The sequence below is a fragment of the Rhizobium ruizarguesonis genome, assembly GCF_012349115.1.
Taxonomy (GTDB): Bacteria; Pseudomonadota; Alphaproteobacteria; order Rhizobiales; family Rhizobiaceae; genus Rhizobium; species Rhizobium ruizarguesonis.
Window position 1 is genome coordinate 66510 of sequence record NZ_PQIG01000077.1, and the last position, 17952, is coordinate 84461.

Here is a 17952-nt window from a genome sequence, read left to right on the forward strand (position 1 = left end):
ACCCTCCCCTTATTTGTAGCAAACAGCCTTCACCGCATCGACCACTTCGCCGACGTTCGGAAGGGCGAGCTTTTCGAGATTGGCGGCGTAAGGCATCGGAACGTCCTTGCCTGCGATCGTCAGGATCGGCGCATCGAGATAATCGAAGGCCTGCTGCATGACGCGGGTGGCGATCTCGGTGCCGACTGATGATTGCGGATAACCTTCCTCGACGGTCACCAGACGGCCGGTCTTCTTCACCGATTCAATCACGGTCGGCAGGTCCATCGGGCGGATAGTGCGAAGGTCGATCAGTTCGACATCGATGCCGAGCTTTTCGAGTTCGGCGACAGCCTTGATCGCATAGGTCATGCCGATGCCGAAGGAGACCACGGTGACGTCCTTGCCCGGACGATGGATGCGCGCCTTGCCGATCGGCAGGACGAAATTGTCGAGCTTCGGCACATCGAAATGCTGGCCGTAGAGAATTTCGTTTTCGAGGAAGATGACCGGGTTCGGATCGCGGATCGCAGCCTTCAGCAGGCCCTTGGCATCGGATGCCGTGTAGGGCATGACGACCTTCAGGCCGGGAATGGCGCTGTACCAGGCTGCATAATCCTGGCTGTGCTGGGCGCCGACACGGGCCGCTGCACCATTCGGGCCGCGGAAGACGATCGGAGCGCCCATCTGGCCGCCTGACATATAAAGCGTCTTGGCAGCGGAGTTGATGATCTGGTCGATTGCCTGCATGGCGAAGTTGAAGGTCATGAATTCGACGATCGGCCGAAGGCCGGCCATGGCGGCACCGACGCCGACGCCGGCAAAGCCATGCTCGGTGATCGGCGTATCGACGACGCGGCGGGGGCCGAATTCCTGCAGCAGCCCCTGCGTGACCTTGTAGGCGCCCTGATATTCGGCGACTTCCTCGCCCATGACGAAGACGTTTTCGTCGGCGCGCATTTCCTCGGCCATGGCGTCACGAAGCGCTTCGCGCACGGTCGTCGACACCATTTCGGTGCCGGCCGGGATTTCGGGGTCGTTCTGCACCTGGGCTTTCGGCTCGGCCGGAACGGCTGCGGATGCCGGAGTTGCGGCAGCCGGTTTTTCCTCCTGCGCGGCCTGCGGTGCAGCAGCCGGCGCTGCTGCCGGAGCGGACGCAGACATGTCGGATGCGGATTCACCGTCCTGCAGGAGAACGGCGATCTTGGCGTTCACCTTGACGCCTTCGGTTCCGGCAGGAACCAGAAGCTTGCCGATGACGCCTTCGTCGACGGCTTCGACTTCCATCGTCGCCTTGTCGGTTTCGATTTCGGCGATCACGTCGCCTGAGGTGACCTTGTCACCTTCCTGCTTCAGCCATTTGGACAGTGTGCCTTCTTCCATGGTCGGAGAGAGGGCGGGCATGAGGATATCGATAGGCATGGGTTCCCTCCCCGATTAGAGCAGAATGTCGGTATAGAGCTCGGATACATCCGGCTCCGGATCGGCCTGGGCGAAGTCGGCGCTGTCGGCGACGATGTCGCGGACATCCTTGTCGATCGCCTTCAGATCGTCTTCGGAAGCCCAGCCCTTTTCGACGAGGCGTGCCTTCACCTGTTCGATCGGGTCGTGCTCGGAGCGCATCTTCTGCACCTCGTCCTTGGAGCGATACTTCGCCGGGTCGGACATGGAGTGACCGCGATAACGATAGGTCAGCATTTCGAGAATGATCGGACCCTTGCCGGAACGGCAATGTTCGAGCGCCTCGTCGGCCGCCGCCTTGACGGCGCGGACGTCCATGCCATCGACCTGAATGCCGGGGATGCCGAAGCCGGATCCACGCAGCGAGTAATTCGACTGCGCGGTGGCGCGGGCGGTCGAGGTGCCCATGGCGTAACGGTTGTTCTCGACGATATAGACGATCGGCAGCTTCCAGAGAGCAGCCATGTTGAAGCTCTCGTAGACCTGGCCCTGGTTGGCAGCGCCGTCGCCGAAATAGGCGATGGAGACATTGTCGTTGCCGCGGTAGCGGTTTGCGAAGGCAAGACCCGTTCCGAGCGAGACCTGGGCGCCGACGATGCCGTGACCGCCGTAGAAATGCTTCTCTTTCGAGAACATGTGCATCGAGCCGCCCTTGCCGTGGGAATAGCCGCTGCGACGCCCGGTCAGTTCCGCCATGACGCCGCGCGCTTCCATGCCGGTTGCCAGCATATGGCCGTGGTCGCGATAGGCGGTGATGACCTGGTCGCCATCCTTCTGCGCCATCTGCATGCCGACGACGACAGCTTCCTGACCGATGTAGAGGTGACAAAAGCCGCCGATGAAGCCCATGCCGTAAAGCTGACCGGCCTTCTCCTCGAAGCGGCGGATCAACAGCATCTCGCGATAGGCCTTCAGCTCTTCATTGCGATCGAAGTCGGCTACCGGGCCGCCATTCGATGCTTTGGCTGCCGGTTTTGCTGCAGTTTTGCGGCTGGAAACGGTCGCGGTCTTTCGCGGCGCCATTCAACCCTCCCTATGGGTTTGTCGTTTCTTGGTGGCGCGTACCATAGGGAAGAAATATGACCACAGCAATGCCATAATTGCATGGCTCGTATTCGGCACTAAATTATTGATAAATATACAGAAATAGCAATTAACCAATTTCAAGTTAATTGGAATAGTGATTGAATACGACGATCTCGTCCGCGCGCGACATATTGAGCTGATAGCGCGCTTTTTCGTCCAGCATATCCTTGTCGAGCGAGCCGTCACTCAGGAGCGCGACCTGATTTTCCAGATGTTCGCGCTTCGCCTTCAAGATCGCAAGCTCTTTGTCGCGCGCGACACGCTGATGCTCGAACGCCTCCGTCGCGCGCAGGCCGTAATCGCCATGGATGCAATGATAACCGAAATAGGAGAGGAAGGCGACCGTCATGGCCGGAATGACGAAGCGGCCGATCTTTCTCTTCTTATGATGCTTTGTCCACATACACGCATGCTCTTGAACGCATTACCAATTGGTTCAATCTAGCGCGCAGAGATTAACCGTTCGTTGACTCTAAAAACCGCGCAATAAAAAACCCGCGCCGGGAAGGCGCGGGTCAAGCCATTGGAAATCAGATCCGATCAGCCGCGAATGATCGAGCGGCCGGCATACTGGGCCTGCGGGCCGAGGCCTTCCTCGATGCGGATCAGCTGGTTGTACTTGGCAAGACGGTCGGAGCGCGACAGCGAGCCGGTCTTGATCTGGCCGCAGTTGGTGGCGACCGCGAGATCGGCGATGGTCGAATCTTCGGTCTCGCCGGAGCGGTGGGACATGACGGCAGTATAGGCCGCCTTGTGCGCCGTGTTGACGGCATCGAGCGTTTCCGTCAGCGAGCCGATCTGGTTGACCTTGACGAGGATCGAGTTGGCAACACCCATGCGGATGCCGTCGCGAAGACGGGCGGAGTTGGTGACGAAGAGATCGTCGCCGACGAGCTGGGTCTTCTTGCCGGCCAGGTCGGTCAGCGTCTTCCAGCCGTCCCAATCGTCTTCGGCCATGCCGTCCTCGATCGAGATGATCGGATACTTGGCGGCGAGTTCGGCCAGATATTCGGCCATGGCGCCCGATTCCAGCGTGCGGCCTTCCCCTTCGAGAACGTATTTGCCGTCCTTGAAGAATTCCGTCGAGGCGCAATCGAGGCCGAGGTAGATGTCCTCGCCCGGCTTGTAGCCGGCTTTCTCGACCGACTTCATGATGAAGTCGAGAGCTTCCGGCGCGCTCTTCAGGCCCGGTGCGAAACCGCCTTCGTCGCCGACATTGGTGTTGTGGCCCTGTGCGGCAAGTTCCTTGCGCAGCGTATGGAAGACTTCCGAACCCATGCGCACGGCTTCGGCGATCGTATCGGCGCCGACCGGCAGGATCATGAACTCCTGGAAATCGATCGGGTTGTCGGCGTGGGCGCCGCCGTTGATGATGTTCATCATCGGCACCGGCAGCAGGCTGGCGGAAGCGCCGCCGACATAACGGTAGAGCGGCAGGCCGGAAGCCTGGGCGGCAGCCTTGGCAACGGCGAGCGAGACGCCGAGGATGGCGTTGGCGCCGAGGCGCGACTTGTTCGGCGTGCCGTCCAGCTCGATCATGATGTTGTCGATCTGGATCTGGTTTTCGGCGTCAATGCCGCCGATCGCGTCGAAGATCTCGGTGTTGGCGGCGTCGACCGCCTTTTGGACGCCCTTGCCGAGGTAGCGCTTGCCGCCGTCGCGCAGTTCGACCGCCTCATGCGCGCCCGTCGAGGCGCCCGAGGGAACGGCCGCGCGGCCCATGCTGCCATCTTCGAGATAGACATCGACTTCGACGGTGGGGTTGCCACGGCTATCGAGAATCTCGCGGGCGATGATATCGGTGATTGCAGTCATGGGTTCTTCCTGCTCGGTGGGTGATAAGTCGGTTCGAAAACTGTCTTAGTCGAAGGCGTGCAAATTACAATGCTGCAATTTCCAGCCTTCGAACCGTGTTCGGATCTCGCCTATAGCACGATCATGTCAGGCTGTTGAACGTCAAGCCTTGGCGACAGCATCGAAGGCGAGCAGCTTTTCAAGCAGCCGCGGCATGTCCTTGAGATAGACCATGTTGGGGCCGTCGGAAGGTGCATTGTCGGGGTCCTGATGGGTTTCGATGAAGACCCCGGCGATACCGGCAGCCACCGCTGCGCGCGCCAGCGTTTCCACGAATTCCCGCTGACCGCCGGAAGAATCGCCCTGCCCGCCCGGCTGCGCCACAGAATGGGTCGCATCGAAGATAACAGGGGCGCCCATCGCCGCCATGATCGGCAGCGAGCGCATGTCGGAGACCAGCGTATTGTAGCCGAAGGAGGCGCCGCGCTCACACAGCAGCACGTTCGGATTGCCGCTGGCATTGAGCTTCTTCAGGACGTTCTTCATATCCCAGGGAGCGAGAAACTGGCCCTTCTTGACATTGACGACGCGGCCGGTCTTGGCGGCGGCGATGAGAAGGTCGGTCTGGCGGCAAAGGAACGCCGGGATCTGTAGGACGTCGACGACCCTTGCCACCTCCGCGCATTGCTCTGCGGTATGAACGTCGGTCAGGACAGGAAAGCCGAATTCCTTTTTCAGGTCGGCAAAGACCTCCATGCCCTTTTCGATCCCGATACCGCGTTCAGCCGAGAGCGAGGTGCGGTTCGCCTTGTCGAAGGAGCTCTTGTAAACGAGGCCGATGCCGAGCTTGCCGCAAAGCTCTTTCAGCGTGCCGGCAACCATGAAGGCGTGATCGCGGCTCTCCATCTGGCAGGGGCCGGCAATCAGCGACAGGCGGCCGGTATTGGAAAAGCTGACCTGGCCTTGGTCCTCGCCGATCCTGACTTCGGAATTCGTATCAGTGCTCATCGTGTTTCCTCGAAGGCGAAGAGCGCGCCCTGCCCGGGCGCAGGCTTCACCACAATGCGATTGTTCTTGCGCGTGTATGTCACCCCGTTAGCAGCCAAATGCGCTTCTGTCACGGCAAGATCGGCGACGGCAAAGAGGATTGCCCTGCCGCGCAGGCCGCGATCGCCGGATGAGACGGCGATGTCAAAATAGGCTTCCAGCCCTTCCGGCGTCATCAGGCTGATTTTCGCGTTCGACGCTGCGATATTGACGCCAAAACTCGTTTTCTCGACTGCCGCTTGCGCCACGGCAAGGCTGACGAAGGCAGCAAAGGCAGCGGCGGCGGGTGCGCAAAGCGCTATCTCGGTTATGCCGATGACGCCATTGGCATGCGTCTCCAGCGCGCCGCGGTCGGCCGGCAGCGGATTGACGCGCTCGACGGTGAAGAGAAAGAGGTCAGGCGCGCGCAGGTCGCCGGCGAAAGCCAGTTTGAAGCCGGCAATCGTCTGCGCACCGTCCGGCATCGTCATCGGCCGGGTGAACTGCAGCACTTCGCCAGCGCTCGATCCGTTGCCGACGAAGTTCTGATGATCGAGGCTGGCATCCTCACTGCCGAAAGCCAGCCCCGAAAGCCCTTCCTCGCCGCAGCGGAAGCGGAAGGCACGGTTGCGGGCGGTGAAGACATTGCCTTGCCGCGCCGAAGCCTCGCTCTCCTCGGCGCTCGCAATCCCGAGCGGCTCCAGATAGGTCTTGTCGGCAAAAAAGACGCAGGCATTCTCCGTTCCGAAGGGATGGCGCGCATCGGCGGCAACGGTGAAGCCGAGCTTGCCGATCCTTTCGCGCGCCACATCAATATTGACGACGGGCAGCACGACATGATCCAGCGGATGCGGTTTGGCGGAATGCGTGTTCATCATAATCCCTCCTCAAAACGGCAAGAGATTTGCGACAGCGCCACCCTCAATGCAAGACTTGTGTCCCAATCCGGCGAATGAAAATAAAAATCTCGACGAGTTGGCGCGAAGTTTTACGGAAATTTAGCTACTTGCGGAACACATATGGAACATATAGTGTCTGTTCTGGATTTGTTTCAATCACGAGGTCACAACGTCGATGCTCACGCGCAAACAACAGGAGCTTCTCCTTTTCATTCACGAGCGCATGAAAGAATCCGGCGTTCCGCCGTCTTTCGACGAAATGAAGGATGCGCTGGACCTCGCCTCGAAGTCCGGGATTCACCGGCTGATCACGGCGCTCGAGGAACGTGGCTTCATTCGCCGCCTACCGAACCGTGCTCGTGCGCTTGAGGTCATCAAGCTTCCGGAGGCCTACAGCCCCAGCATTCAGCCCCGGCGCGGCTTTTCGCCGAGCGTCATCGAGGGCAGCCTCGGCAAGCCCCAGCCGGTCGCCGCCCCCGCTGCCGCAAAACCCGTTGCCGACAACGGCAACTCGGTTTCCGTGCCGGTCATGGGCCGTATCGCCGCCGGCGTTCCGATCTCGGCGATCCAGAACAATACCCACGACATCGTCGTTCCGGCCGACATGCTCGGTTCCGGTGAACATTATGCGCTGGAGGTCAAGGGCGATTCGATGATCGACGCCGGCATCTTCGACGGCGACACGGTGATCATTCGCAACGGCAGCACCGCAAGTCCCGGTGACATCGTCGTGGCTCTCGTCGACGACGAGGAAGCAACACTCAAACGCTTCCGCCGCAAGGGCGCCTCGATCGCGCTCGAAGCCGCCAACCCGGCTTACGAGACCCGAATCTTCGGGCCGGACCGCGTCAAGGTGCAAGGCAAACTCGTCGGTCTCATTCGCCGCTATCACTGACACTGGGCGGGCCGGATTCGGCAAAACTGTTGCTGCGCCAGTCATAGGCGCGATGGCGCATCCATGGCCGCGACAGATCATCGAATGCGGCTGTGACGTCCAGGCCGGCATCGGCGAAGCGTAATTCGACGGAACCGGTCCTGCGCAGCGTCTCACCGGTGAAGAGCGTCGCACCTGAGCGGCAGCTGTTGAAGCGCAGGCGCACCGACGTCACGACGATATCGGCCGCATCGCAGGCCGGACCGAGATAGGCGGCATTGTCGATGACAGCAACCACGCGACCATTGCCAAGCCTTGATGTGCACCAGGCCTTCTTGACGCAAGAAAAGCGGTTTGCGTCAGCGCTCGTTGCAGCCGCCCGCATCGCCGACCTTGCTTCGTTCTGCTGATCGCGGGAAAGCCTGACGCGGCGGTCTTCTCCCTCCGGCGGGATAGCAGGCCCCTCCAGCATCTTCGGCGGGTGATGCGTCGGCAGGACCAGCGCTCTCCGCCACTGGTCGAAGATGAAATCCGGCGGTCTTTCGCGGTTGGAAGCCATGGCCGCCGTCTCGACGACCGCGACGAGACCACCATCCTCCGAAATTACCAGATCCGGCGGCCGGGGAACTGGCAGAAGCAACAGGATGAGTGTTGCGACCGCGATGATTGATGTGCCGATATGGCGCAGCCGGGTGCGGAGCAGCGTCAACAGCAGAAAGCCGGCGACGGCGACCGCGAAATACCAGGCGGGCAAGCGGCCGACGTCGATATTGCCACCCCAGCCGGACACGGTCTTTGCGACCGCGATCACCAGATCGAGGCCGAATCCGACGACCTTCCAGGGCAAAACGTCCAGACCGAAAGGCATGAGCAGCATCGCCAGCAGGCCGGCCGGCATGATGATGAAGGAGATGATCGGCATCGTCGCGAGGTTTGCCGGCAGGCCGTAGGCGGTCAAGCGATGAAAATGCTCGATCGAAAACAGCGCGGTGGAAAACCCACCGATCAGCGAGGTCAGGAAGACGCCGCCGAAGAAGCCCGCAACCGTAACGATGGGCCGAAACACCGGCAGCTTCAGGAAGGCGTTTTCGCGGATGCCCCGGTCCTTCCACAGCTGATAACCCGATACCAACGCCAACGTCGCGGCAAAGGACATCTGGAAGCTCGGACCCAAGACCTCGGACGGTGAAATGGCGATGATGACAAGCGCGGAGAGCGCGACGTTGCGCAGGCTGATCGACGGCCGGTCGAAGAAGACCGCAATCAACATGATGGCCATCATGATGAAGGCGCGTTCGGCGGAGACCGCAAAGCCCGAGATCAGGAAATAGGCCGTGACGGCAAGCAGCGCGCCGGCGGCGGCGATCTTCTTGGTCGGATAGGCCTGGGCGACGCCGGGAAAGAGGCTGAGCAGCATCCGGAAACCGACGAAGAAGATGCCGGCCGACAGCGCCATGTTGAGGCCCGAGATGGCGATGATATGAGCCAGGCCGGACTGGCGCAGCGCCTCCGTCGTTTCATTCGAGATGGCACGCCGCTCGTCCGTCACGAGAGCAGCGGCGAAAGCGCCGGTGTCGCCGGGTAGGATCGACCTTATGCGGTCGCCAATGCCGCTGCGCAGCCGATAGAGCCCTTCGAGCAGAGCTTCCCACGTCGATCTTGCAGCCTGCGGACCTGCCTGCAAGTCGACCTTCTCCGGCGCGCCGTAGAAGAAGCCGTTGGCGCCGATGCCATCGAAATAGGCACCGAAGGAGAAGTCGTTGAGCTCAGGAAGTGCCGGGCCTGCCGGTGGTGTCAGCCGCGCCCTGCCGGTGATGATGTCACCGATCTCGAAAGGCGCCTCCGCGCCGCGGGCGATCGCGGTTATGCGTTCCGGTGGCCGCTTCACCTCCGGCGCCTCCGTGCCGGTGACGGCAAGAATATAGCGCCACCGGCCGCGACCGTCGCCTTCGCGCCGTTCGACACGGCCGGTCACCGTCGTCGTGACGGCGGAATCGAGGATCACGGTCGAAGCCCGCCGGCTCTCGAGCTGCGCCGAAACCACGCCGCAGGCCACAAGTGCAAGCGCCAGCAGCGTTGCCCGCAACGCCGCCCGGCTGCGGCTGGCGATGAGAACCGCGACGGTCAGCACCAACAGGCAGAGCAGCGATGCAACGAGCGGAAAGTCCGATGCGGCCAGAAACCAGAAGGCTGCCCCGGCGCCGAGGAAGACCGGCGAGACCAGCAGCAGACGGCCATGGTCCGCCTCTTCGCCCAGCAAGCGCATGCCGATACGCAGCGATTGCGAGGCCGCTGCCGGCAGCCGGTGCCGCAAGGGGCTCGTCGACTGCGTCCTTGCCGGCTGCGTCACCACGACAGGCGGAGAAAAACCGGCAGTGTCGGCAAGGCCGGCGCCTGCTTCCGGCCGCAATTCGACTGTCGTCAACTCCTGCATGTGCCGCCCAAGATCACCCGCCCAGGCAGCCAGAATGCAACCGCCAATCAAATCCGGCAAGAATAATCGATTGAAAAGCGAGGGAAAATTGAAGGAGCCAAAAGAGCAGTCGAATCATCGGCTTCGATATGCGTATAGCTCATCGCTGCACTGCCTAAAAGATGATGCCGCAATGCACAAAATGCCGCCACGGTAACTTGGCATTAGCCTCGCGATCATATAGCTATCGATGAGGACGCTTAACCCCTATGGCGCTTTTATGGCGCCACCGCCATTTCGGAGGATCAGCATGACGGATCAAAGCGCTACAATAAAAATCGGTGACAAGTCTGTCGACCTTGCTGTCAAAAGCGGCACGATCGGCCCGAGCGTCATCGATATCGGTGCCCTCTACAAGAACACGGCTTCCTTCACCTACGATCCGGGTTTCACCTCGACTGCATCCTGTGAATCGAAGATCACCTACATCGACGGCGACGAAGGTGTCCTGTTGCATCGCGGCTATCCGATCGAGCAGCTCGCCGAGCATGGCGACTTCCTCGAGGTCTGCTACCTGCTGCTTTACGGCGAACTGCCGACCACCGTGCAGAAGAAGGATTTCGATTACCGCGTCACGCACCACACCATGGTGCACGAGCAGATGAGCCGCTTCTTCACCGGCTTCCGCCGCGATGCGCATCCGATGGCCGTCATGTGCGGCTGCGTCGGCGCGCTGTCGGCCTTCTATCACGACTCCACAGACATCACCGATCCGCACCAGCGCATGGTCGCCAGCCTGCGTATGATCGCCAAGATGCCGACACTTGCCGCCATGGCCTACAAATACCATATCGGCCAGCCCTTCGTTTATCCGAAGAACGACCTCGACTACGCCTCGAACTTCCTGCGCATGTGCTTTGCCGTGCCTTGCGAGGAATATGTGGTCAATCCGGTGCTTGCCCGCGCCATGGACCGCATCTTCATCCTGCATGCCGATCACGAGCAGAACGCTTCGACCTCGACCGTCCGTCTCGCCGGTTCGTCGGGCGCCAACCCGTTCGCCTGCATCGCCGCCGGTATCGCCTGCCTCTGGGGCCCCGCCCACGGCGGCGCCAACGAAGCAGCGCTCAACATGCTGCACGAAATCGGCACGGTCGACCACATTCCGGAATATATCGCTCGCGCCAAGGACAAGAACGATCCGTTCCGCCTGATGGGCTTCGGTCACCGCGTCTACAAGAACTATGATCCGCGCGCCAAGATCATGCAGAAGACGACGCATGAAGTGCTCGGCGAACTCGGCATCAAGGACGATCCGTTGCTTGAAGTGGCGATGGAGCTGGAGCGCATCGCGCTCACCGATGAATATTTCATCGAGAAGAAGCTCTATCCGAACATCGACTTCTATTCCGGAATCACCCTGAAGGCGCTGGGCTTCCCCACGACCATGTTCACTGTGCTCTTCGCGCTCGCCCGCACCGTCGGCTGGATCGCGCAGTGGAACGAGATGATCGAGGATCCGGAACAGCGTATCGGCCGTCCGCGCCAGCTCTATGTCGGCGAACCGAAGCGCGATTACATCCCGGTTTCGAAGCGCTGATCGCTTCAAAAGAACCCAAAAGAAAACCCGGTCAGAAACGACCGGGTTTTTTCTTTTTCAAGACGTCGAGAAGGATCTCGGCAGCGTGCTCGCCGGGCGGCGTTTCGGTCTGCATGCGTTGCCAGACGAGATCGTAACCCTCGTTCATCGCCTTCAGTTGGAACGTGTCGGCCGACAGCCGCTCCATCCAGCGCGCCAGGCTGGCGCCGCGAACGATCTCGTTCAGATATTCCGGCACGACGGCATAATCGGCGATGATATTGGGCAATGCGCCCGTCCACACCTTGATGCGCGGGGCGAGCAGGCGGATGATCCAATCCGTCTTGTAGACGGACACTGTTGGCACGCCGGCAAGGGCGAGTTCGAGGATCACCGTGCCGGAGGCTGCCATCGCCGCATCCGCTTCGGCAAAGGCCTTCCATTTCTGCGCCGGCCCGACCGCCACTTCCGGCGGCGTGGCCCAGCCGGCAACCAGACCCTTCACCAGCGCTTCGTTGTGCGGCACGGTCGGCAGCAGGAATCGCATCGGGCCGTTGCGGGCGACGAGTTCCTTGGCCGCGTCCTCGAAGAACGGCAGGAGCTTGGCGATTTCGGAGGATCTTGATCCCGGGAGCATCAGGATCGCCCTGCCCGCTTCGCCGGCGAGTGCACGCGCGGCACGCAGCCGCCGCGCTTCGAGCAGCGCTGGGTCGGCGGTCAGACGATGGCCGACATAAGTGGTCTCAGGCCCGCCGAGCGCACGCATCGTCGCCGGCTCGAAGGGCAGGACGGCGAGCACGTGATCGACATAGGGCAGCATGCGCGTCGCGCGATATTCCTTCCAGGCCCAGACGCTCGGACAGACATAATTGACGACAGGCAGATCGGGCAGTGCGGTACGGACACGCTTAGCGACTCGGTGGGTGAAATCCGGGCTGTCGATGATGAGCAGGATATCCGGCCTGGCGGCGATGATGGCCGCTGTCGTCTGGCGGATCAGGGTATAGAGCCTTGGCAGCCGGCTCAGCACCTGGGTGATGCCCATGATCGACAGCTCGGAAAAATCGAACAGCGATTTCAAACCTTGGGCCTGAAGCCCCTCACCGCCGACACCGACGAGTTCGATCGGTCCGGCATGGATCCGCTTCAGGGCCGCGACCAGATCGGCGCCGAGCAGGTCACCCGACACCTCGCCGGCGATGACGGCGATCTTCAGCGGCGCCCCGGTCATTCAAGCCCCCATGCCGGCAGCTCGCGATCGATGCCGCAGACGAAAAGCCCGGCCTCATCGGCGGCCTTGAGGACGGCGGCGCGATCGAGCACGAGCGAACGGCCCGCCTCGACCGCAACGCCGGCAAGGCCCGCCTTCTTTGCATTCAGGACCGTGGAAACGCCGATCGCCGGCAGGTCTGCGCGAATATCCTGCTGAGGCTTGCAGAGCTTGACGAGCGCGCCGCGACGGCGTGGAGAGATGCGTCCGGCGGCTCTGAGACCGGCGACACGCTCCAGCATCTCGTCCGTGCCTTCCGGCCCCTCCAGCGCGACGATGCGCCCGCCGATGGCCACGGCGCCCTGGCCGACATCCAGCCGGCCGAGCATTTCGGCGGCTTCCGCCGCGCGGTTGATATCGCGCCGGTCTTCTTCGCCCGGTATCGCCGTGCCGAGCGGGCCGACGGCCGCAAGAAGGTCGGGGGCGATCTCATGGGCGCCGACGACACGCCGGCCGTTTCCCTCGATCAGCCGGATCACCATCTGCAGCACCGTATCGTCGCCGCCGGACAGCAAGGTGCGGATCGCGGCCGGCATCTTCATGAGAGTGCGCAGCGTCGGCCGCACCTCGCGCCATTCCGGCCGGCGGCGCACGCTGCCGGACATGACGACACGGCCGATGCCATAGCGGTTGAGCACCCCCTCAAGGGCTGCAAAATCGCCGATGGCGATGACGGCGTGGTCATAACCGTCCCAGCGCCGGTCGCTTTCATCCTTCAGCGCGACGATGACGGGATTTTCGCCCGCCGCGCGCGCGGCTTCGGCGACATAGGAAGGCAGAAGACCGCCGCCGGCGATGATCGCCAGCCGGCCCGCAGCGGTGTCGCCTGATAAAGCCACGGACTAACCCTTCTGCCCCCGGGTCGGCGAGGACAAGGCGCGGTCGCTGTCGGCGGCGATGAAGTCGAGGATGTGGACCACCGGCTCGCAATCGGCATATTCTTCGCGGATGGCGGCAGCGTTTTCACGGACGGAGCCCGTTCCTTCGAAGATCGACTTATAGGCGCGACGTACCCTGTGAATGACGGCGCGGTCGACGCCGGCGCGCGTCATGCCGACGACGTTGAGGCCGCTCAGCAGCCCGGGATTGCCGTTCAGCATGCCGTAGGGAATGACGTCGTAACTCACTGCCGAGAGCCCGCCGACGAAGGCGTGACGGCCGACGCGGGTGAACTGGTGAACGGCCGAACCGCCGCCCAGGATGACGCGATCCTCGATGACGACATGGCCGGCGAGCATGACGTTGTTCGACATGATCACATGATTGCCGACCCGGCAGTCGTGCGCGACATGCGAATTGGCAAGGAAGAGGTTATTATCGCCGACGATTGTCTGGCCACCAAAATCGGCCGTGCCGGTGTTCATCGTCACGCCTTCGCGGATCGTGCAGTTGGCGCCGACCGTCAGCGTCGTCTCCTCGCCGCCGTGATGCACGCTCTGCGGATCGCCGCCGACGACCGCCATCGGGAAGATGCGCGTGCCCTTGCCGATCACGGTGCGGCCGGTCACGACCGCATGCGACAAAAGCTCGACATTCGCATGCAGGATGACGTGCGAGCCTACATGGCAGAACGGACCGATCTTGACGCCCTCACCGATGGTCGCGCCGTCTTCAACGACAGCCATCGGATGAATGCGGGCGCTTTCGGCGATAGTACTCATGCCTGATCCTTACGAACGATCATCGCGCCGATATCGGCCTCGGCAACAAGCGCGCCGTCGACCTTGGCATCGCAATGGAATTTCCAAATATTGCCACGCTGCTTCTGCTTCCTGACATGGAATTCAACACGATCGCCGGGTAAGACGGGCTTGCGGAAGCGCGCATTCTCGATGGTCATGAAATAGACGAGGTTGCCGGGCTGGCCATCCTTCTTGGCACAGATCGCACCCGCGGTCTGAGCCATGCCCTCGATCAAGAGAACGCCGGGCATGATCGGAGATTCCGGAAAATGGCCGGTGAAATGTGGTTCGTTCACTGTGACGTTCTTGATGCCGATCGCCGTGTTATCGCCGTCGATCTCGATGATCTTGTCGACCATGAGAAACGGGTAACGATGCGGCAGCAGCTTCATGATCTCGATGATGTCAGCCGAAGAAAGCGTTGTCGTGGCTTCCTCAGTCATTTTGCTCGCCTCCAGGTTTCTTCCCGCGCAACTTCGTCTTGGACATTTGTTGCGCGACATCTCTCAGATAGTCATTCAGCGGACGCGCAGGTGTACCACCATATTGTCCGCCGGCGGCAAGATCGGTCATGATACCGCTTTGGGCGGCGATCTGCACGCCGTCGCCGATCGTCACATGCCCCTTGATGCCGACCTGGCCGCCGATCTGCACGCCATTGCCGATCTTCGCGCTGCCGGCAATGCCGACCTGCGCGACGATGGCGCAATGGCGGCCGATCTGAACGTTGTGGCCGATCTGTACCTGGTTGTCGATCTTGGTGCCTTCACCGATCACCGTATCGTCCATGGCGCCACGGTCGATCGTGGTGTTGGCGCCGATCTCGACATTATCCTGGATGATCACCCGGCCAATCTGGACGATCTTGATCATGCCGCGCGGACCCGGCGCATAACCGAAACCATCCTGGCCAATGCGGGCGCCGTTGTGGATAATGACGCCGTTGCCGAGCAGAGCGCAGAGAATGCTCGCGCCGGCCGCAATCGAACAATCCCGGCCAATCTTGACATTCGGGCCGATGATGCTCTGCGCGCCAATACGCGTCCCTTCGCCGATCTCGGCATGCGCACCGATGACGGCCATCGGCTCGACGATCACACCTTTTTCAAGCTTGGCGCTCGGATCGATCACCGCGCTTGGCGCGATCTCACTTTCACCGGAAATGGCGACCGGGCGCAGTGCCGCGGGATAGAATAGGCCGCCAGCCATCGCGAAGGCCGCATGCGGATTAGACGACAGCATGACCGGGAGATGTTGGGGGACGAGATCGGCGAGCGCCTTGTCGCAGATCACCGCCGAGGCTTCGCATGTCGCCAGCTCATCGCGGCTGCGGCGCGACAGGATATAACAGATATCGCCTGCCCGTGCCCGACTGATGGGGGCAACGGACTTGACGATAACATCGGCATGGTCGGAATTGACAAGCTCCGCCCCAAGAAACTCTGCCAGCTCAGCGAGCCTCAGACCTTCATGGGGCAGAAAAAAAACGTTTTGCTCCATCGGCAATGCTCCAGAACGGAATTGAGTCTTACAGTTCCGGACTGCCGATATCAGAATTGGTTGTTGATGCCAAACTTGAAGTTCTGCGTCTTGTCGAAGTCTTCCTTGAGGACCGGGATCGCGTAATCCAGACGCAATGCACCGAAGGGAGACTGCCAGACAACACCGACACCGACGGAAGCACGCAGCGAAGCGCTGGTGCCCTCGGCCTGGTCGGACCCGAGAAGCTCGACATCATTGCCAAACAGCGTGCCGGCATCGGCAAAGACTGCGCCGCGCAGATTGAAGTCACGCGGGAAGCCCGGCATTGGGAAGGTCGCTTCAGCAGACGCCGTGAAATAGGTCGTGCCACCGAGCGGATCGTCGTGGTCCCCGGTGATGCGCGGGCCGATACCCTTGTTCTCGAAACCGCGAATATCGCCGTTGGTCAGCGTGAACTGGTCGAAGACGTTCAGATGGTCTCCGAAAGGAACGACATAACCAGCCGAACCCGAGACCGAGCCGATGATATCAGCATCGTCGGCAAGCAGATGGTAATAGCGGGCCTTGCCGTAGATCTTGTAGAACTGCGAGTCGCCGCCGAGGCCGGCAATTTCCTGCGTCGCCGTCGCATAGATGCCTTCACGCGGCAGGACGGTGTCGTCAAGCGTGTTGTAGGTCAGCGTCTGCGAGACGGAAGAGCGTGTCCACGGGCTCTCGTCGACCAGATTGGCGTAGGTCGCCGACAGGTCAGAGGTATCGCCGTCGTATTTCATCTGCTTGTAGTTATAACGGAAGGTCGTCGCCAGATCTTCGGTAATCGGCGCGGTGACGCGCAGGACGACACTGGTTTCCTCGTAATCGTAGTCGTCATTGCTCGACGTTTCGCTGCGATTGACGTCGAAGCCTGCCGCCAGACGGTAGCCGAGGAAATAGGGTTCGGTGAAGCTGACGCCGTAAGCGCGCGAGCCTTCCTGGCCGCCGCCGGCCGAGATGCGGATGTATTGGCCGCGGCCGAGGAAGTTCTTTTCCTCGATCGATGCTTCGAGCAGCAAGCCGTCGCCGCCGGCGGCATAACCCGCGCCGATACCGAACGAACCGGTCGACTGATCCTGCACGTCGACGACCACCACGACACGGTCCGGGGAACTGCCCGGCTGGGTGGAGATGTTGACCGAGGAGAAATAACCGAGCGCTTCGAGACGACGCTTGGCCTTGGTGATCATCTGCTGGTTGAAGGCGTCGCCTTCGCTCATGTCGAATTCGCGGCGGATGACGTAGTCGCGCGTGCGGCTGTTGCCGCGGATCTCGATGCGCTCGACATAGGCGCGCTCGCCCTGGTCGACGAGATATTCAACACCGATCGTGTTGTTGTTGAGGTCGCGGTTACCGCGCGGCGTGACGCGTGCAAAGGGATAACCGGCAGACGCCACCTGATCGGAGATCGCCTCGATCGACTTCTGCACTTCCTTGGCGCTGTAGACCTGGCCTTCGCGGGTGCGCACGAGCGGCTGCAACTGGTCTGAGCCGACGCCTTCGACGGTCGACTGGACGGTCACCGGTCCGAAGTCGTAACGCTGGCCTTCCTCGATGTTGAAGGTCAGCGTATATTTGTTGGTCGCATCGTCGAAGGTGGCATCGGAAGAGACGATGCGCATGTCGGCGTAGCCGCGATTGTAATAGAACTGGCGCAGCGCTTCTTCGTCGGCGTGGAGCTTGTCTTCGTTGTAGACGTCCTTGCGGGTCAGGAACGACAGGAAGTTCGAACGCTTGGTGGCGATCACGGCAGCCAGGCGGCCGGCGCTATAGGCATTATTGCCGACGAAGTTGATCGAATCGATCTTGGTGCGGTCACCCTCGTTGATGACGAAGGCAAGGTTGACGCGGCCTTCGCCGAGCGGCACCACCTGCGTCGTGACTTCGACCTCGCTGCGACCGGTGGCCGCGTAGGCGTCCTTGATCGACTGGATGTCAGCCTGAATCTGGGTGTCGCTATAAGGGCCGGCAGCATGGGTCTGGACGACAGTCGCGAGCTTGTCGTCCTTGATCTTGCGGTTGCCGTTGAAGACAACCTGATTGACGAGCTGGGCTTCCTGGACGTTGACGACGAGCGTGCTTCCGGAGACCGAGATCTTGACGTCGGAGAAGTAACCCGTCCCGTAGAGCTGCTTGACCGAGGCATCGATATCGCTGTTGGAAAAACTCTTGCCGGGAGCGATGGTAAGGTTCGACCGTACGGCTTCCGCGCCGACGCGGCTTGCGCCGCGCACATCGATGCGCTGGATAACCGCGGCCTCAGCGGCCGTAGCGGAAACGAACGTCAAAGCACCTGCGCCCGAAGCAACAACACTAGCAGACAGCGCAACCGCCGATACTGCGTTCAAAAACTTTGAACCAGCCTTCATTTCAC

Annotated in this window: 15 protein-coding genes; 2 read left to right on the top strand and 13 right to left on the bottom strand. The window is 61.5% G+C overall.

Annotation, left to right across the window (positions count from 1 at the left end; genetic code table 11):
- Positions 1–9: 9 nt before the first annotated feature.
- The 6 genes from C3Y91_RS15990 to C3Y91_RS16015 form a co-directional block, all read right to left on the bottom strand.
- On the bottom strand, positions 10–1401 hold the full coding sequence (locus C3Y91_RS15990) for a pyruvate dehydrogenase complex E1 component subunit beta (protein ID WP_130664531.1): 1392 nt from the start codon (positions 1399–1401) through the stop codon (positions 10–12).
- 15 nt (positions 1402–1416) lie between these two features.
- Entirely contained in the window at positions 1417–2463 is a 1047-nt protein-coding gene (gene pdhA / locus C3Y91_RS15995; protein ID WP_062943634.1) for a pyruvate dehydrogenase (acetyl-transferring) E1 component subunit alpha, read from the bottom strand.
- A 145-nt stretch (positions 2464–2608) separates the two neighbouring features.
- Positions 2609–2929, bottom strand: a complete 321-nt coding sequence (locus tag C3Y91_RS16000; protein WP_018073475.1) for an FtsB family cell division protein — start codon at positions 2927–2929, stop codon at positions 2609–2611.
- Between the two features lie 137 nt (positions 2930–3066).
- Entirely contained in the window at positions 3067–4341 is a 1275-nt protein-coding gene (gene eno / locus C3Y91_RS16005; protein WP_003559096.1) for a phosphopyruvate hydratase, read from the bottom strand.
- Between the two features lie 141 nt (positions 4342–4482).
- Positions 4483–5328 carry a 3-deoxy-8-phosphooctulonate synthase gene (kdsA, locus tag C3Y91_RS16010; RefSeq protein ID WP_024320710.1) on the bottom strand — a complete coding sequence of 282 codons (846 nt, stop codon included), beginning with the start codon at positions 5326–5328 and terminating at the stop codon, positions 4483–4485.
- Entirely contained in the window at positions 5325–6221 is an 897-nt protein-coding gene (locus C3Y91_RS16015; RefSeq protein ID WP_024320709.1) for a VOC family protein, read from the bottom strand. The genes kdsA and C3Y91_RS16015 overlap by 4 nt, the downstream gene beginning before the upstream one ends.
- A gap of 199 nt (positions 6222–6420) precedes the next feature.
- On the opposite strand from C3Y91_RS16015, the gene lexA reads away from it, so the two are divergent.
- Positions 6421–7140, top strand: coding sequence for a transcriptional repressor LexA (gene lexA / locus C3Y91_RS16020; RefSeq protein ID WP_018484707.1), 720 nt, complete (start codon positions 6421–6423; stop codon positions 7138–7140).
- Here lexA and C3Y91_RS16025 read toward each other — a convergent pair.
- Positions 7121–9553, bottom strand: a complete 2433-nt coding sequence (locus C3Y91_RS16025) for a ComEC/Rec2 family competence protein (RefSeq protein WP_168575570.1) — start codon at positions 9551–9553, stop codon at positions 7121–7123. The two genes, lexA and C3Y91_RS16025, sit on opposite strands and share 20 nt — an antisense overlap.
- A 289-nt stretch (positions 9554–9842) precedes the next feature.
- Here C3Y91_RS16025 and gltA point away from each other — a divergent pair, with 289 nt between their 5' ends.
- The gene (gene gltA, locus C3Y91_RS16030) at positions 9843–11132 is read left to right on the top strand and encodes a citrate synthase (RefSeq protein WP_018073470.1); all 1290 of its coding nucleotides are present in this window, start codon (positions 9843–9845) and stop codon (positions 11130–11132) included.
- Between the two features lie 31 nt (positions 11133–11163).
- Here gltA and lpxB read toward each other — a convergent pair whose 3' ends face one another.
- Genes lpxB through bamA form a run of 6 tightly spaced genes read right to left on the bottom strand, consistent with a single transcriptional unit; the run spans position 11164 to position 17947 of the window.
- A complete protein-coding gene (gene lpxB / locus C3Y91_RS16035) occupies positions 11164–12342 on the bottom strand; it encodes a lipid-A-disaccharide synthase (RefSeq protein WP_024320707.1) in 1179 nt (392 codons plus the stop codon).
- The gene (locus C3Y91_RS16040) at positions 12339–13220 is read right to left on the bottom strand and encodes an LpxI family protein (RefSeq protein WP_164021954.1); all 882 of its coding nucleotides are present in this window, start codon (positions 13218–13220) and stop codon (positions 12339–12341) included. The genes lpxB and C3Y91_RS16040 overlap by 4 nt, the downstream gene beginning before the upstream one ends.
- 3 nt (positions 13221–13223) lie before the next feature.
- A complete protein-coding gene (gene lpxA / locus C3Y91_RS16045) occupies positions 13224–14042 on the bottom strand; it encodes an acyl-ACP--UDP-N-acetylglucosamine O-acyltransferase (RefSeq protein ID WP_018073467.1) in 819 nt (272 codons plus the stop codon).
- A complete protein-coding gene (gene fabZ / locus C3Y91_RS16050) occupies positions 14039–14506 on the bottom strand; it encodes a 3-hydroxyacyl-ACP dehydratase FabZ (protein WP_018484702.1) in 468 nt (155 codons plus the stop codon). Before fabZ ends, lpxA begins: the two co-directional genes overlap by 4 nt.
- Entirely contained in the window at positions 14499–15563 is a 1065-nt protein-coding gene (gene lpxD / locus C3Y91_RS16055; RefSeq protein WP_024320705.1) for a UDP-3-O-(3-hydroxymyristoyl)glucosamine N-acyltransferase, read from the bottom strand. Before lpxD ends, fabZ begins: the two co-directional genes overlap by 8 nt.
- 50 nt (positions 15564–15613) lie before the next feature.
- Entirely contained in the window at positions 15614–17947 is a 2334-nt protein-coding gene (gene bamA, locus C3Y91_RS16060) for an outer membrane protein assembly factor BamA (RefSeq protein WP_027689778.1), read from the bottom strand.
- Positions 17948–17952 lie beyond the last annotated feature (5 nt).

Bases quoted from the DNA above. Each gene is read 5' to 3' on its own strand.
- C3Y91_RS15990 (WP_130664531.1), bottom strand. From the start codon at position 1,401: ATGCCTATCGATATCCTCATGCCCGCCCTCTCTCCGACCATGGAAGAA.
- pdhA (WP_062943634.1), bottom strand. From the start codon at position 2,463: ATGGCGCCGCGAAAGACCGCGACCGTTTCCAGCCGCAAAACTGCAGCA.
- C3Y91_RS16000 (WP_018073475.1), bottom strand. From the start codon at position 2,929: ATGTGGACAAAGCATCATAAGAAGAGAAAGATCGGCCGCTTCGTCATT.
- eno (WP_003559096.1), bottom strand. From the start codon at position 4,341: ATGACTGCAATCACCGATATCATCGCCCGCGAGATTCTCGATAGCCGT.
- kdsA (WP_024320710.1), bottom strand. From the start codon at position 5,328: ATGAGCACTGATACGAATTCCGAAGTCAGGATCGGCGAGGACCAAGGC.
- C3Y91_RS16015 (WP_024320709.1), bottom strand. From the start codon at position 6,221: ATGAACACGCATTCCGCCAAACCGCATCCGCTGGATCATGTCGTGCTG.
- lexA (WP_018484707.1), top strand. From the start codon at position 6,421: ATGCTCACGCGCAAACAACAGGAGCTTCTCCTTTTCATTCACGAGCGC.
- C3Y91_RS16025 (WP_168575570.1), bottom strand. From the start codon at position 9,553: ATGCAGGAGTTGACGACAGTCGAATTGCGGCCGGAAGCAGGCGCCGGC.
- gltA (WP_018073470.1), top strand. From the start codon at position 9,843: ATGACGGATCAAAGCGCTACAATAAAAATCGGTGACAAGTCTGTCGAC.
- lpxB (WP_024320707.1), bottom strand. From the start codon at position 12,342: ATGACCGGGGCGCCGCTGAAGATCGCCGTCATCGCCGGCGAGGTGTCG.
- lpxA (WP_018073467.1), bottom strand. From the start codon at position 14,042: ATGAGTACTATCGCCGAAAGCGCCCGCATTCATCCGATGGCTGTCGTT.
- fabZ (WP_018484702.1), bottom strand. From the start codon at position 14,506: ATGACTGAGGAAGCCACGACAACGCTTTCTTCGGCTGACATCATCGAG.
- lpxD (WP_024320705.1), bottom strand. From the start codon at position 15,563: ATGGAGCAAAACGTTTTTTTTCTGCCCCATGAAGGTCTGAGGCTCGCT.
- bamA (WP_027689778.1), bottom strand. From the start codon at position 17,947: ATGAAGGCTGGTTCAAAGTTTTTGAACGCAGTATCGGCGGTTGCGCTG.